Raw genomic sequence first — 15,734 nt, forward strand, 5'->3', positions numbered from 1 at the left:
TAATCATGAAAAAAACACTCTCAGCAAGCGCCATTTTACTGGCTTTAGGATTAACGGCCTGTTCCGAGGCGCCTGTGACGCCTTCCACAGCGTCAGCCAGTAAGGCTGTGGCTCAAACACAGCAAGCTCAGGACGCATTAACTCAAGCTCAGTTACAACAACTCGGGGATTCGTTAGTCGTAACTTACCGTGTTGTAACCAATGTGCCAGACGATAAGTGCCTAAAAGATAAAGCCGATGGTCGCTGTTTTGTCGCTCAAATTGATTTCGTGCCCGGTATGGATTTAGCCAGCCAGAATTGGGAAATTTATTTAAGCCAAATGCGCCCAGTGCAATCGGTTGAAAGCGGTGAATTGACGATAACGCACGTTAAAGGTGATTTACATCGTATTACGCCAACGGCCGCTTTTAAGGGATTTATTAAGGGTGAGAAAAAGCAACTGACGTTCCGTGGTGAGCCGTGGCAATTGGCTGAAACCGACGCTATGCCAAACTATTACCTCGCAGCAAACGGATTAGAACCCGTCATTATCGCCAGCACTCAAGTGGGTAAAGATGCCGAAACGGGTTTAGAGACGCGTCCGTATGTTGAAGGGTTTACGAATTTTAAAACCCAATATCAACGCACTGAAACGGATAAACTCGCGCCAGCCGATGCCGCGCAATTATTTAAAGACAATCAAATCGTGAGTGAAGATGCCGCCTTGGCTGTGGATACCATTATCCCAACGCCACAAAAGGTGAAGATCCATTCAACTGATACACCAGTATCTCTTGCTGGTGGTATTAAGCTCGAATATCAGCAAGATAACCCAGAGCAAAAGAGTCAAGTTGCGGCGGCGGTGGCACGTTTAGCTCGGCTGGGTGTGGCTGAATCTGCGAGTGGCATGACGGTGAAATTTGCCAGCCATAAAGGGGGTGAGGGCAGTTATCGCTTAGATATTCAGCCAACTGAAATTGTGATCGCTGCCAATGATGCGGCGGGCTTCTCTTACGGTTTGTCATCATTAGCAAGCCTTGTGGATGTGAATTCGCTGAAAGTGAATGCCATGACCATTGAAGACAGCCCACGTTATCCGTTCCGTGGTATGCACATTGATGTGGCACGTAATTTCCACAGCAAACAATTGTTGCTGGATTTGCTCGACCAAATGGCGGCTTATAAGCTCAATAAACTGCATTTACACATGGCTGACGATGAAGGTTGGCGTTTAGAAATCGATGGTCTGCCTGAATTAACCGACATAGGCAGTAAACGTTGCCATGATTTAGATGAAAATACCTGCTTATTACCGCAGTTAGGCAGTGGACCGTTTGGCGATACAAGCGTCAATGGCTATTACACCAAACAAGACTATATCGACATAGTGAAATATGCCGAGGCGCGTCAAATTCAGGTGATCCCGTCGATGGATATGCCGGGTCATAGCCGCGCCGCGATTAAAGCGATGGATGCGCGTTTTCGTCGATTACAGGCTGAAGACGTAGAGCTGCAAAATACGGGCAAAGTGCAGGTTGTCCCTGTGCAGGAAGCGGCAAATCAAGCTAGCACAGCGGTAAAAGCGTTAGATGCGGGCGCTCGTCAATTGCAAGCTGAAGGGCAAACCACTGCAGCTGAGCAATATTTGTTATCCGATGCAAACGACAAAACGGTTTATTCTTCAGTGCAATATTACGACGACAATACGCTTAACGTGTGCATGGAATCGACCTATCAGTTTGTCGATAAGGTGATTGATGAAATAGCCAAGTTACACCAAGCCGCGGGTCAACCATTGACACGTTACCACATTGGTGCCGATGAAACGGCGGGAGCTTGGAAACAATCACCACAGTGTTTAGCATTTGTTGCCAATAACGATAAAGGCGTTAAGTCGATAGATGACTTAGGCGCTTATTTTATTGAACGAATTTCGACTATGTTAGCGGCCAAAGGTATTGAAGCTGCGGGGTGGAGCGATGGCATGAGCCATGTTCGCCCTGAGAATATGCCCGCTAAAGTGCAGTCTAATATTTGGGATGTGATTGCCCATAAAGGCTATGAGCGCGCCAATCAGCAGGCGAATCTTGGTTGGAAAACCGTGCTCTCTAATCCTGAGGTGTTGTACTTTGACTTCCCCTATGAGGCCGATCCTAAGGAGCATGGCTATTACTGGGCGAGTCGCGCGACCAACAGCCATAAAGTCTTTAGCTTTATGCCAGATAACTTGGCCGCCAATGCCGAGCAGTGGACCGATATTCAAAATCAGCCGTTCGAAGCGGACGACAGAATAAAACTTGATGAGGCGGGTAACAAAGTCTCGGGCCCAAGGGAGAAAGGCAAACCTTTTACTGGCTTGCAAGGGCAGGTCTGGAGTGAGTCGATTCGCAGTGACGATACGATTGAATACATGGTGTTCCCGCGTTTATTGATGTTGGCTGAGCGTGCTTGGCATCAAGCTGCATGGGAAGTTCCTTATCAATATCAAGGCGCTGTATATAATCAAAGCTCGGGCGCTTTTACCTTAGCCATGCGTAATGCACAGGCAAAGGATTGGCAACAACTTGCGAATACCTTAGGTCATAAAGAGTTTATTAAGCTAGATAAAGCGGGGATTGATTATCGCGTACCGACGGTCGGCGCCGAGATCCGTGACGGTAAATTGTTTGCCAATATCGCCTATCCCGGACTCAAACTGGAATACCGAAGCCTAAATGGCCAATGGCAAGCTTATCAAGCGGGACAGGCGGTCACTGCACCGATAGAGGTCCGTGCCATAGCTGCCGATGGTATTCGTAAAGGCCGAAGTTTAATCGTTAACTAAATCGATTTTTATATCTGGCTGTATTTTAAAGATAAAATACAGCCTTTTTGTTTTTCTGTGTCAGTGATTGCCTAAATTTGATTTTAGATCATAAATCACTTAAAAAAGTAAATGACAACGCTGTCATTTTTGCTGTAACATTGAGTTAACTAAAGTTGAGCGCTGTATTAACGGCAAATAATAAGCAACGGTAGCGCTGCATTGATAGGTGAAGAGGGGTGTCATGGGGTTAGTCCAGACAAAAGATCAACAACTGTTTATAGGTGTAGATGGCGGCGGCAGTAAATGTCGAGCCACCATCTACTGCGCAGACGGTACCGTTTTAGGGACAGGTGTTGCAGGACGTGCAAATCCACTGCATGGTCTCACACAAACATTTGAATCCATTGAAGCATCGACTCGCCTGGCGTTGTTGGATGCGGGCATGAACGAGAGCGATAGTCACTTGCTGGTGGCGGGTCTTGGTCTTGCTGGCGTAAATGTCCCTCGGTTATATCAAGACGTTATCAACTGGCAGCATCCTTTTGCGGCCATGTATGTCACCACAGATCTGCATACGGCTTGTATTGGTGCCCACCGCGGTGCCGATGGCGCTGTGATCATCACGGGCACAGGTTCTTGCGGTTATGCCCATGTTGGTGATACCAGCTTGAGTATTGGCGGTTATGGTTTTGCATTAGGTGATAAGGGCAGCGGTGCTTGGCTGGGATTAAAAGCCGCCGAACACGTGTTGTTAGCACTCGATGGCTTTGCCGTACCAACCCGATTAACCGATATGCTGCTGAGCTACTTTAACGTCACCGATGCGCTCGGTATTGTCGAAAATCTAGCCGGTAAATCATCAAGTTGCTATGCCGCATTAGCCAGAAGTGTGCTTGATTGCGCCAATGAAGGTGACGCAGTCGCGACGGCCATAGTGCAAGAGGGCGCGGATTATATTAGCGACATGGCGCGTAAGTTATTTAGCCTAAATCCGGTGCGTTTTTCGATGATCGGTGGCCTTGCAGAGCCTTTACAAGCCTGGCTCGGTGCCGATGTAGTTGCCAAAATTTCAGAAACCTTAGCACCACCCGAACTTGGTGCTATGTATTTCGCCCAGCAAGAATTTAATAAGTCGTTGTCAGTGCAAATAGGCACTGAAGCCAAATCCTGTATTTGAACCTGAAGGTAAAAGACATGACAAACACTATTATGGAGCAAGAAGCTCGCACCGCACCGCAAAAAATCGCTGGCCAGTTAGACGCTAACGCTGAAATCATGCAGCAGTTAGGTGAAAAGCTGCGCGCCTTCGATCCCCGTTTTGTAATGATCGTTGGTCGTGGTTCATCGGATCATGCGGGTGTTTTTGCTAAGTACTTATTTGAAATCGAAGCGGGCGTACCGACGTTTGCCGCCGCCCCTTCTGTGGCGAGTGTGTATGGTAAGACCTTGAAACTCGAAGGCGCATTAGTGATTGTGATTTCACAATCTGGCCGTAGCCCTGATATTTTGGCGCAGGCGCGTATGGCAAAAAATGCCGGCGCTTTTTGTGTTGCCTTAGTCAATGATGAAACCGCACCGATTAAAGATATCGTTGATGTTGTTGTACCTTTACGTGCCGGTGAAGAAAAAGCGGTTGCCGCGACTAAGAGTTACCTCGCGACCTTGTCGGCGATTTTACAACTTGCCGCCGCTTGGACTCAAAGCGAATCGCTCGCTAGCGCCGTCACTTCTTTACCCCAAGCGCTGCAAACGGCGGTGGACGCTGAGCCACAACTCACGCCAGAATCTGTTGCCGACGTGAAGAACTTAGTCGTACTTGGCCGTGGTTTAGGTTATGCGGTATCCAAGGAAATCGCGCTTAAGTTAAAAGAAGTGTGTTCAATCCATGCCGAAGCATTCAGTAGCGCTGAGTTCCTCCACGGTCCTGTGACTTTAGTTGAGAAAAAACTCACTATCGTTGATGTGTGTATTGGCGATGAATCCTACGCTAGCCACATAGAACAGATTGAAAACGTGAGCCAACGCGGCGCCGATTTAGTGCATCTGAATCAAACCTCGACCGATATTCACCCACGTGTGGCGCCGTTAGCATTATTACAACGTTTCTATATCGACGTGGCTGCGGTTGCGATTGCCCGCGGTATTGATCCCGATCAACCTGCTGGCCTTAAAAAAGTGACCCAAACGCTCTAAGCCGCCGAAATTAAAGACTTAAGTCACTCGTGTTATTTATTGAAAGAGGTTTGTGATGAAAATCACCTTGATCGCCGAGCGTATTTTCGATGGTGAGTATTTCCATCAAGATGTGCCAGTTACTGTTGAAGACGGGCACATTCTGGCGTTTGATACGGTTGTTGGCGCGAAGGAAATCCGCCAAGCCGGAACGCTGGTGCCAGGTTTTATCGATGTACAAGTGAACGGTGGCGGCGGGGCGTTATTCAATGCCGATCCGAGTGTTAATTGCATTGAAACTATCGGCCGTGCCCATGCGCGTTTTGGCACGACCGGATTTTTACCTACGCTTATCACCGACGATGTCAGTGTGATGGCAAATGCAGCCGATGCAGTGGCTGAGGCTTTAGTCAAAGGTAGCGCAGGCGTTTTAGGGGTGCATTTTGAAGGGCCGCATTTATCTGTGCCTAAAAAAGGTGTACATCCACAGGGTTTTATTCGCGAAATCACAGAGGCTGAACTCGCGGTATTTTGTCGTCAAGATCTGGGGATTAAAGTTGTCACGCTTGCGCCAGAGAATGTGTCGCCGGAGGTGATCCGCACGCTTGTCGCTTCGGGCGTGAAGGTGTGTTTGGGCCATTCTAATGCCGACTACGACACTGTAGTTGCAGCATTAGCGGCAGGCGCGACGGGCTTTACCCATCTTTATAATGCGATGTCACCACTGGGCTCCCGTGAGCCGGGCATGGTTGGTGCGGCGATTGAGAGTGAAACCGCGTGGTGTGGTTTGATTGTCGATGGTCACCATGTGCACCCAGCGGCGGCAAAGGTTGCACTAAGGGCAAAAGTGAGGGGCAAGATGATGTTAGTCACCGATGCTATGCCACCTGTCGGTATGGACGATGAGACGAGCTTCGAGCTCTTTGGTACTCGAGTGCTGCGAGTCGGTGACAGATTAAATGCTGTGACCGGTGAGCTGGCGGGCTGTGTGCTCGATATGGCGACTGCGGTCAATAATACTGTGAACTTGTTGGGTTTACCTTTGGCGGAAGCCTTGAGAATGGCGGCGTTATATCCCGCACAGTTCCTCGGGATTGACCATAAAGCTGGCCGTTTAGCACTGGGGCATAGGGCTGATTTTGTCTTGCTCGATGCGCACAACAAAGTGCAGGCAAACTACATTGCTGGAAATGCCGTTTATGTTCGCCCTTAGTGTGCGTTGAGTGAGCAAAGCGTTAACCTTGGCCCTTGTCGTATTTTGATGACAGGGGCTAAGTTTTTTTATTGTACAGTATTAGTTTTGCTCAACTTTTATAAAAGCTTTTAATAACAATAATAAAGGATGATGGCATGGGGACGACACAGACAAACGCAATTGCGCCTGTAAAGGTGAATAAACCTAGGTTGATGTCGCTGGATGCACTGCGCGGCTTCGATATGTTTTGGATTTTGGGCGGTGAGGCCCTGTTTGGTGGCTTGCTTATTTTAACGGGCTGGGCAGGTTGGCAATGGGGCGATGAGCAAATGCATCATAGCCAATGGCATGGCTTTCGGTTTTACGATTTAATCTTCCCGCTGTTTATTTTCCTCTCAGGTGTGGCCTTAGGTTTATCTCCCAAACGTTTAGATAAATTACCCCTGAGTGAGCGGTTACCTGTGTATCTGCATGGGATTAAACGACTCTTCTTATTGCTGCTACTGGGCATTTTATACAATCACGGTTGGGGTACGGGCGCGCCTGCCGATCCTGAAAAAATTCGCTATGCCAGTGTGTTAGGCCGTATCGCCTTTGCATGGTTTTTTGCCGCATTATTGGTGTGGCACACGAGTCTACGAACCCAAATTATCGTCGCCTTGGGCATTTTGCTCGGTTATGGCGCAATGCAACTTTGGTTGCCTTTCCCTGGTGGACAGGCCGGCGTGCTCTCGCCAACGGAATCCATCAATGCCTATGTCGATTCGATTTTATTACCCGGCGTGAGCTATCAGGGACGCACGCCCGATCCAGAGGGGTTACTGTCGACTATTCCCGCCATAGTCAATGCGTTAGCGGGTGTGTTTGTCGGCCACTTTATTGTTAAATCCCATCCTAAAGGTGAGTGGGCTAAAGTGGGATTGCTCGCCGCTGCGGGTGGCATTTTGTTAGCCTTCGGTTGGCTGTTAGATCTTGTTATTCCGGTCAATAAAGAGCTGTGGACCAGTTCATTTGTGCTGGTGACGTCGGGCTGGAGCATGATACTGCTGGCGGTATTCTATGCCTTAGTCGATGTGCTTAAGTGGCAAAAATCCGCATTTTTCTTCGTGGTGATAGGCACGAACGCCATCATCATTTATTTAGCGTCGAGCTTAGTGGATTGGAAATATATCGCCCAAAGCGTATTTGGCGGCTTAGTGCAGGCCTTGCCTGAAAGCGCTCAAGCGTTAGCTGCGGTTGTCAGCTTGCTTGCGGTGCAGTGGCTGGTTTTATATTGGATGTATCGCCGCAATATTTTTGTCAGGATTTAGTCAGTTCGCTTAATCGCTTGAGATAAGCCGCACACACTCAGTGTTTGCGGCTTTTTTTACATTATTTTCTGGATGTGAGTCATCACTTACTTATAACTTATCAGTTAGCCAATCGAGGATTACGAGGGAATATTCGCGAGAATTTATTAAATGACAGCGTTGTCTTTTTGTGTTATTTGTTTTAACATCACTGAAACAATGGTGCGTTTGGATGGTAACATTAGCCATTGCGGACGAGTCGCGATACGGATATTCGGGAACTTAGGCATTAATGTAAACCCCGTTATCACCTCAATAATTAATTACTATAAGAAGCAGGTTTATGGAAATGACACTCGATAAAAGCCAGCAAAAAAGCAGCTTTCTCCCCATGGCCATAGTGGCCGCTCTCTTTTTCATCCTCGGATTCGCCACTTGGTTGAATGGTTCTTTGATGCCGTATTTGAAACAAATATTGCAACTCAATCCCTTTCAAGCGTCGTTGATCCTGTTTTCTTTTTATATCGCAGTGACCTTTACTGCCTTGCCATCCGCTTGGCTTATTCGCAAAGTCGGTTATAAGAATGGTATGGCGATTGGCATGGGTGTGATGATGTTGGCGGGTTTACTGTTTATCCCCGCCGCGGAAACCCAAATATTTGCCTTATTCCTTTTCGCTCAATTAGTGATGGGTGCAGGCCAAACCCTATTACAAACTGCGGTTAACCCCTATGTGGTACGTTTAGGCCCTGAAGAGTCTGCGGCCGCCCGTGTGAGCGTGATGGGGATTTTAAATAAAGGTGCGGGCGTGATTGCGCCTTTAGTATTCTCGGCACTGATTTTAGACAGTTTTAAAGACCGTATTGGCACTGAGCTGACTCAAGTGCAAATTGATGAAATGGCCGACGGTTTAGTATTGCCCTATTTAGGCATGGCCATTTTTATCGGTATTTTGGCATTGGCGGTGAAGAAGTCGCCCTTGCCAGAATTGTTGAATGAAGATGAGACTGATGAAAATACCGATAAAGACCAGCTTAAGGCGGCGTTATCTCACCCTAACTTAGCCTTTGGTGTATTGGCACTGTTTCTTTATGTGGCTGTCGAGGTTATTGCTGGTGATACCATTGGTACATTTGCTTTATCTTTAGGCATAGAGTCCTACGGTGTTATGACCTCCTATACTATGGTGTGTATGGTGCTGGGTTATTCTTTAGGTATCCTATTAATCCCGCGCTTTATTTCACAGCCTAAGGCCTTGATGGTGTCGGCCATTTTAGGTTTGCTACTGACATGCGGTATTTTGTTTGGCGACAATAACTCCTACGCTATCGCGAATGTTGTGTTAGTGCCTTTTGGTGGCGTTGCGTTGCCAGACACCCTGTTGATGATTGCCTTCCTTGGTTTAGCCAATGCAATTGTTTGGCCTGCAGTATGGCCGTTAGCCTTGTCTGGTATGGGTAAATTGACCAGTACAGGTTCTGCGCTGCTTATCATGGGGATTGCAGGTGGCGCCTTCGGTCCTGTGTCTTGGGGCTTAATGAGTTCGGCGACTGATATGGGTATGCAGGGCGGTTATATGGTGATGTTGCCCTGTTATCTGTTCATTCTGTTCTACGCGGTGAAAGGTCATAAGATGCGTAGTTGGTAGACAAGTCTGTTTGAATTGCTAAAAAGAAGCCCTCGATGATGAGGGCTTTTTTGTGTCTTAGTTTATCTAAGCGGTTCTTGTGAACTTTATACTAAGGCCAAATTAGAACGCGTAACTTACGCTAGCAAGCACGGTATCTGAGGTTTTGAATGCGCCATCAGAGACCTTTTGGTCGCCGCTAAGATCTGTACCTAACCAAGCGAGAGAAAGCCCAAAGCCTGACAGTTCAGTCGATACGCCAACAGAGTAATCTGAGTAGCTATCAAAGCCTTCACCGTCATCCAATGCATCACCAACGTTATAGCCGTAGTGCAGATCGAGACTCCAGTTCTCAACAAATTCATAGGAATAGTTAAGCTCAGCATAGTGATAGTCTAAATCACTTCCGCCGTAGTCATTGGTGTACCAGTAAGCGGCGCGAAAGCCTTTATAATCCATGCCAGCTGTAACTTCAAAATAGCCTATGTCACTCTCGCCTGAGTAGTTATAACGGTTAAGGGTAATGTCGTAGGTCAGATCTTCGTTGATCTCACCGCCATAGGCGACATAGAAATCGTATTCGATTGCAGGGCCGTTATAACCTGGCTCATCAAAATCCACGTTACTTGCCCAAGCACCGACAGAGAAACCCGAGTCGAAGCTCCAATCGATACCACCTTGCAGGGCAGGATCGCCAGCGGTTTGTGAAACGCCGCGGAAACGATAGTCGTTAGTGAGACTAATTTCCCCTGTTACTTCAGCGGCGGCCATGCCGGAGAATAGGGTCGTGGTTAGCGCGAGTCCGACAAGCTGTACCAGCCGTTTTTTATTCAGATTGTTATACACGGTATTTCTCCCATTTTCTTTGTTGACTCGGACGTGTTACTGGCGGCCATGCTCATTCAATTGCGCCAGTGCATCCGTTGGTTTGCCAAACAACAGCCTAGGAAAACCCGTTGCTGTGACCTCATGGCGAGTTATTGCTAAGATAACTTAGCTTTTTTGAGGCTAACATCAGCCTCGTTGATCTCACTTTTGTTCGAAAATGACGTAAACCTTGCGGCAGGGTTCCACAACTTCCCAAGTGCCTTGAAAACCCGCGGGTATAATAAACCTGTCACCCACAGTGAACGTCTGCGATTGACCTTGAAGATCAGTGATAACACTTATCCCTTCGAGGATTTCGCAGTACTCGTATTCAGTGTAGTTTATTTTCCAAGCGCCTGATTCACTTTGCCAAATTCCACTGTGAAATTGATCACAAGGACTAGAATAATGATTCTCTAGCCCTTGAGTTGGATTGCCTGCTAACAACTTTTCCGTCGGTAACTGATAGGTCTCGACAGGTGTTTGCGCCGTAGCAAAGCGAATAATGGCGTTGATGCTCACAGTCATTTGCGATTTCCTTGTTGAGCTGACATTCGGCTATTTCATCGTAGGCATTACAAACTCGGCTTGAGTCTGTTTACCCACGGGCCAGCGGGCAGTAATTGCCTTACGCTTGGTATAAAAACGCACGCCATCTGGTCCATGCATATGCAGCGGCCCAAACAGTGATCGCTTCCAACCTCCAAAACTGTGGAACGCCATTGGTACTGGGATCGGCACGTTCACTCCAACCATACCGACTTGCACGTGGTGACAGAAATGCCTTGCCGCTTCACCACTTTGGGTGAAAATCGCCGTGCCATTGCCAAATTCGTGTTGGTTAATCAGCTCAAGCGCCGTTGGGTAATCTTTCACGCGCACAATCGCCAGCACTGGCCCAAAGATTTCTTCGCGGTAGATGCTCATTTCAGGCGTGACGTGGTCGAACAAACAGGCGCCAAGGAAATAGCCCTGTGGATTTTCTTCAACACTCAGTTTACGGCCATCGACCAGCAGCGCTGCACCTTCTTGCACACCGGCTTCAACATATTGGGTGACCTTGGCAAGGTGCTGTTTGGAGATCAGCGGACCCATTTCCATCTCTGGCGTTAGGCCGTTGCCGACTTTTAAGCTTTGGATTTGCGGTAGCAGTTTTTCCACTAACGCATCGCCCACATCGCCTACCGCGAGTACGACAGAAATCGCCATACAACGCTCACCAGCACTGCCGTAGGCTGCGCCCATTAAGGCGCTAACGGCTTGATCTAAATCCGCATCTGGCATGAGTAACATATGGTTTTTCGCGCCGCCTAAGGCTTGTACGCGTTTGCCATGTTTAGAGGCTGTGCTGTAGATGTATTCGGCAATCGGCGTTGAGCCTACAAAGCTCACCGCTTGCACATCTTTATGGGTGAGTAAGGTATCGACGGCTTCTTTGTCGCCGTTAATAACGTTAAACACGCCATCGGGAAGACCCGCTTCTTTAAGCAGTTCAGCAATACGCATCACCGAGCTTGGGTCTTTTTCCGAGGGTTTCATAATAAAGGTGTTACCGCAGGCAATCGCGATTGGGAACATCCACATGGGAACCATCACGGGGAAGTTAAAGGGCGCTATGCCTGCGACAACACCTAAAGCTTGATTAACTGACCAAGAATCGACGCCGCCACCGACTTGCTGGGTGTGTTCACCTTTAAGCAAGTGCGGAATACCACAGGCAAATTCGACCACTTCGAGACCACGGATCAACTCGCCCTTAGCATCGTCGATCACTTTGCCGTGCTCGCGGGTGATAAGCTGCGCCATTTCATCTAGGTTCTGCTCAACTAAGGCTTTGAATTTAAATAACACTCGAGCGCGGTTGAGCGGTGTCACCTGTGACCATGTTTCAAAGGCGGTTTTAGCGATTGCGATGGCTTCACCCACTTCAGTTTCGCTTGCGAGTGAGACCTGTCCACGTAGTTCACCCGTGGCGGGTTCAAAAATATCTTGGGTTCTGGTACTGGCAGGAGTGTGCTGACCATTAACAAAGTGAGTGATCTTGAGCATAGTTAACCTTTGATGTTCCCCGCCGCAGCGGGGTGTTAAATGTGAGAGTGGAACGAACAGCTGGCGCTATTATCCAACGGCGTTAATGGCATCGCTTAGGCTATTAACCATTTGGTCAATTTCGCGTTTATCGACAATCAGTGGTGGTGACATGGCAATAATGTCGCCCGTGGCTCGCACTAAAGTGCCGTGGCGGAAGCAGTGTTCAAACACGCCGTAACCCCGTTTACCCGCGCCTTGAGCGTTAGGGGAGAATTGAATCCCAGCAACTAGCCCTGTGTTGCGAATATCAATCACATTCGGCAACCCTTTGAGGTTGTGCACGGCGTCTTCAAAGTAGCGCTCAAGCTCAAAACTGCGTTCGAATAATTGCTCATTCTCATAAATCGATAGGGTGGCAAGCGCCGCCGCTGCAGCCACTGGATGACCGGAATAGGTGTAGCCGTGGAAGAACTCAATCAGTTCATTAGGGCCTTGCATGCAAGTGTCGTGGATAAAATCTTGCACGAACACTGCGCCCATAGGAATCGCACCGTTATTGATGGCTTTAGCCGTGGTGATAATGTCTGGAATAACACCCCAACGCTGACTCGCGAAGGCGGCGCCAACGCGGCCAAAAGCGGTAATGACTTCATCAAAAATCAGTAGGATGCCATGCTTTTTAGTGATTTCACGCAGACGTTTTAAGTAACCTTGTGGCGGCAATATTACCCCAGCTGAACCCGACATTGGTTCAACGATTACGGCGGCAATATTTTCGGCGCCATGCAGGGTAACAAGCTGTTCTAATATCTCGGCTTTTTCAGCGCCAAAGTGTGAGAGTCCACGGGTAAATGCCGCATTTTGGATATCTAAGGTATGAGGTAAGTGATCGACGCCCTGCAGTAATTGGCCGCTAAATGCTTTGCGGTTATTGCTTAACCCACCCACAGAGATGCCGCCAAAGCCGACACCGTGGTAACCCATTTCGCGCCCGATAAAGCGAGTGCGTGAGGCTTGACCGTTGGCTCTGTGATAGCAAAGTGCCATCTTAAGTGCAGTATCGACGGACTCAGAACCTGAGTTAGTAAAGAAGACTTTGTTTAATCCTTCAGGACTGAGCTCGATTAAGCGCTCGGCAAGTTCAAAGGCGATAGGGTGACCCATTTGGAAGGAGGGCGCGTAGTCCATCTCTTTAATTTGTTTGCTGACCGCTTCGCTGATTTCTTTGCGACCATGGCCTGCGTTACAACACCATAAACCGGCGGTAGCATCTAATACCTTATTGCCATCAATATCCGTGTAATACATGCCTTCCGCTTTGGTGAGTAACCGCGGGTTGGTTTTGAATTGGCGGTTGGCGGTAAAAGGCATCCAGAAATGTTCAAGTGAGGGATGCTCAGTTGAAGATTGATGTGAAGCATCACTTGAGGAATTGAGCGGCAAATCGGCCATAGTGTCTACCTTGTCCTGTATTTTCAGGTCTTGTTTTAGGGTGGCTAATATTTGCTATGCTATGTTAGAAATAATGAACATGGAAGAGCTGTGTGCAGTTATTTGTGGCAAAAAAGCTATTTTTGTAAAAAATATTGAATTTTATTGCTCAAACAGCGTAATCTGAAGCTCGGATTACGACTGTGATGATGTGTCGCATTTGCGCTAATGTCGTCACAGACCACTATTTCTTGTCGATGAACGATAAACCACACCTATGCGAACTATTAAGAGGTCATCATGAGCACACCGAAGAAACGCAGCGAATGGGAAAGTCTTGCTGCCAGCCTGTCTATTAATGGGAAGGCGTTTATCAATGGCGAATACCAAGATGCCGTTTCGGGTAACACCTTTGATTGTATTAGCCCTATCGATGGCCGCTTGCTGGTAAAAGTGGCGAGTTGCGATCTTGCGGACGCCAATCTTGCGGTTGCCAATGGCCGCAGCGTATTTGAGTCTGGTGTTTGGTCACAGCAGTCTCCGGTAAAGCGCAAACAAGTGATGATACGTTTCGCCGAATTACTCGAAGAAAATGCCAATGAACTCGCATTGTTAGAAACCCTCGACATGGGTAAACCGATCCGTTTCTCCAAAGCAGTGGATGTGGCGGGCGCCGCCCGTGCGATTCGCTGGTCTGGCGAGGCGATTGATAAAATTTACGATGAACTCGCACCAACCGCTCACAATGAAATTGGCATGATAACCCGTGAACCTGTCGGTGTTGTCGCTGCGATTGTGCCGTGGAACTTCCCTATGCTGATGGCGTGTTGGAAGCTCGGGCCTGCACTTGCTACAGGTAACAGTGTGGTATTAAAACCCTCTGAAAAATCTCCCTTAACGGCAATCCGCATGGCGCAACTCGCCATTGAAGCCGGGATCCCACAAGGCGTACTCAACGTGTTGCCAGGATTTGGTCATACCGTAGGTAAAGCCTTAGCCCTGCATATGGATGTGGATACGCTGGTGTTCACAGGTTCGACAAAAATTGCCAAGCAATTAATGATTTACGCTGGCGAGTCGAACATGAAACGCGTGTGGTTAGAGGCCGGAGGCAAGAGCCCCAATATCGTCTTTAATGACGCACCAGATCTGAAAGCCGCTGCTGTTGCTGCGGCCGAAGCGATTGCCTTTAACCAAGGTGAAGTTTGCACCGCAGGTTCGCGTTTGCTGGTGGAATCCGGGGTGAAAGATGAGCTTATCGCGCTTATCGCAGAGGAGTTAGCCTCATGGCATCCGGGTCATCCACTCGACCCTGCGACTGTGAGCGGCGCCGTTGTCGATAAACAACAGTTAGACACAGTACTCAGTTACATTAAAGCAGGTAAAGATGAAGGCGCGACCTTAGTCCACGGTGGCAGCCAAGTCATGGCTGATACGGGCGGTGTGTATGTGCAGCCAACGGTATTTTCTAACGTAAACAATCAGATGAAAATTGCCAGCGAAGAGATCTTTGGCCCTGTGTTATCTGTCATTGAATTTAATGGCATGGAAGAAGCGATATCAATCGCCAACGATACCATCTACGGTTTAGCCGCTGGCGTGTGGACATCGAATATAAGCAAGGCCCATAAAACCGCCAAAGCCCTGCGCGCTGGCATGGTATGGATCAACCATTACGATGGTGGCGATATGACAGCGCCATTCGGTGGCTATAAACAGTCAGGTAATGGCCGAGATAAATCTCTGCACTCCTTCGACAAATACACAGAACTGAAAGCGACTTGGATCGTGTTATAAGCGCTCTGTTGTTATAACCGCTCTTTTTTGTCTATATAAGAGAAGGAGCCACTTTCGCTCAATACTAAAACCTCTTTTCATATTACATGGAAAGAGGTTTTTTATTTTAGGGCGTCTTTACCCCAAGCAAGATCATTGAATCGTCAGTTGTGCTGCATTTATTGCCATTGTTTCCCCAGTGACACGCCGTAAACTCGTCCCTGAGGGCTCTACTAAAACATCCTGTTTTAGAAGGTCACAGGTGCAACAATGATAATCCTAATTAGCCTCTCGCTGTTCGTTTAATTAAAAAACTATTGCCTCAAGTGAGCTAAATAGAATGATAAAGCTAAAACAATATCAAGTAATTACCCACCAAGCTGTATAAAAAACCGCTACCGCAAAAAAGCAAATTCCTATAGCATCATTTATACCAATTTACACGGATGTGGCAGCGGTCATAATTAAGATCGAGTCAACAAACGATTTATGTCCTGCAAACAGCGCATAAATACTAAGACGTTATATTTATTTATGAATTTCGGTGAGAAATGGCGAAA

Annotated in this window: 11 protein-coding genes; 7 read left to right on the forward strand and 4 right to left on the reverse strand. The window is 47.9% G+C overall.

Annotation, left to right across the window (positions count from 1 at the left end):
- The first annotated feature begins 5 nt into the window (after positions 1-5).
- The 6 genes from NE536_RS19610 to nagP all read left to right on the forward strand — a co-directional run bounded on the left by NE536_RS19610 (position 6) and on the right by nagP (position 9,090).
- Positions 6-2,804 (forward strand): family 20 glycosylhydrolase, encoded by a 2,799-nt coding sequence (locus tag NE536_RS19610; RefSeq protein ID WP_261273750.1) that lies wholly within the window; start codon positions 6-8, stop codon positions 2,802-2,804.
- A gap of 223 nt (positions 2,805-3,027) precedes the next feature.
- Positions 3,028-3,963, forward strand: a complete 936-nt coding sequence (nagK, locus tag NE536_RS19615) for an N-acetylglucosamine kinase (protein WP_006084997.1) — start codon at positions 3,028-3,030, stop codon at positions 3,961-3,963.
- A gap of 17 nt (positions 3,964-3,980) precedes the next feature.
- A complete protein-coding gene (gene nagB-II / locus NE536_RS19620; protein WP_261273751.1) occupies positions 3,981-4,979 on the forward strand; it encodes a glucosamine-6-phosphate deaminase NagB-II in 999 nt (332 codons plus the stop codon).
- Positions 4,980-5,034: 55 nt separating this feature from the next.
- Positions 5,035-6,171 (forward strand): N-acetylglucosamine-6-phosphate deacetylase, encoded by a 1,137-nt coding sequence (gene nagA, locus NE536_RS19625; protein ID WP_261273752.1) that lies wholly within the window; start codon positions 5,035-5,037, stop codon positions 6,169-6,171.
- 137 nt (positions 6,172-6,308) lie between these two features.
- Entirely contained in the window at positions 6,309-7,463 is a 1,155-nt protein-coding gene (gene nagX, locus NE536_RS19630) for a transmembrane glucosamine N-acetyltransferase NagX (protein ID WP_261273753.1), read from the forward strand.
- 328 nt (positions 7,464-7,791) lie between these two features.
- The gene (gene nagP, locus NE536_RS19635; protein ID WP_261273755.1) at positions 7,792-9,090 is read left to right on the forward strand and encodes an N-acetylglucosamine MFS transporter NagP; all 1,299 of its coding nucleotides are present in this window, start codon (positions 7,792-7,794) and stop codon (positions 9,088-9,090) included.
- 102 nt (positions 9,091-9,192) lie between these two features.
- Here the strand turns inward: nagP and NE536_RS19640 are convergent, their stop codons facing one another.
- The 4 genes from NE536_RS19640 to aptA form a co-directional block, all read right to left on the reverse strand.
- On the reverse strand, positions 9,193-9,915 hold the full coding sequence (locus tag NE536_RS19640; protein WP_012588307.1) for a TorF family putative porin: 723 nt from the start codon (positions 9,913-9,915) through the stop codon (positions 9,193-9,195).
- A 183-nt stretch (positions 9,916-10,098) separates the two neighbouring features.
- The gene (locus NE536_RS19645) at positions 10,099-10,464 is read right to left on the reverse strand and encodes a cupin domain-containing protein (protein ID WP_115335277.1); all 366 of its coding nucleotides are present in this window, start codon (positions 10,462-10,464) and stop codon (positions 10,099-10,101) included.
- Between the two features lie 30 nt (positions 10,465-10,494).
- Positions 10,495-11,985 carry a CoA-acylating methylmalonate-semialdehyde dehydrogenase gene (locus tag NE536_RS19650; protein WP_006080674.1) on the reverse strand — a complete coding sequence of 497 codons (1,491 nt, stop codon included), beginning with the start codon at positions 11,983-11,985 and terminating at the stop codon, positions 10,495-10,497.
- A gap of 69 nt (positions 11,986-12,054) precedes the next feature.
- Positions 12,055-13,419 (reverse strand): omega-aminotransferase AptA, encoded by a 1,365-nt coding sequence (gene aptA, locus NE536_RS19655; protein ID WP_261273754.1) that lies wholly within the window; start codon positions 13,417-13,419, stop codon positions 12,055-12,057.
- 279 nt (positions 13,420-13,698) lie between these two features.
- On the opposite strand from aptA, the gene NE536_RS19660 reads away from it, so the two are divergent.
- On the forward strand, positions 13,699-15,195 hold the full coding sequence (locus NE536_RS19660; protein WP_006085008.1) for an aldehyde dehydrogenase: 1,497 nt from the start codon (positions 13,699-13,701) through the stop codon (positions 15,193-15,195).
- Positions 15,196-15,734 lie beyond the last annotated feature (539 nt).

It is taken from the genome of Shewanella septentrionalis (assembly GCF_025370265.1).
In the GTDB taxonomy this organism is placed as follows: domain Bacteria; phylum Pseudomonadota; class Gammaproteobacteria; order Enterobacterales; family Shewanellaceae; genus Shewanella; species Shewanella hafniensis.

Excerpts from the sequence above, each read along its gene's own strand:
- NE536_RS19610 (WP_261273750.1), top strand. The coding sequence starts at position 6 with ATGAAAAAAACACTCTCAGCAAGCGCCATTTTACTGGCTTTAGGATTA.
- nagK (WP_006084997.1), top strand. The coding sequence starts at position 3,028 with ATGGGGTTAGTCCAGACAAAAGATCAACAACTGTTTATAGGTGTAGAT.
- nagB-II (WP_261273751.1), top strand. The coding sequence starts at position 3,981 with ATGACAAACACTATTATGGAGCAAGAAGCTCGCACCGCACCGCAAAAA.
- nagA (WP_261273752.1), top strand. The coding sequence starts at position 5,035 with ATGAAAATCACCTTGATCGCCGAGCGTATTTTCGATGGTGAGTATTTC.
- nagX (WP_261273753.1), top strand. The coding sequence starts at position 6,309 with ATGGGGACGACACAGACAAACGCAATTGCGCCTGTAAAGGTGAATAAA.
- nagP (WP_261273755.1), top strand. The coding sequence starts at position 7,792 with ATGACACTCGATAAAAGCCAGCAAAAAAGCAGCTTTCTCCCCATGGCC.
- NE536_RS19645 (WP_115335277.1), bottom strand. The coding sequence starts at position 10,464 with ATGACTGTGAGCATCAACGCCATTATTCGCTTTGCTACGGCGCAAACA.
- NE536_RS19650 (WP_006080674.1), bottom strand. The coding sequence starts at position 11,985 with ATGCTCAAGATCACTCACTTTGTTAATGGTCAGCACACTCCTGCCAGT.
- aptA (WP_261273754.1), bottom strand. The coding sequence starts at position 13,419 with ATGGCCGATTTGCCGCTCAATTCCTCAAGTGATGCTTCACATCAATCT.
- NE536_RS19660 (WP_006085008.1), top strand. The coding sequence starts at position 13,699 with ATGAGCACACCGAAGAAACGCAGCGAATGGGAAAGTCTTGCTGCCAGC.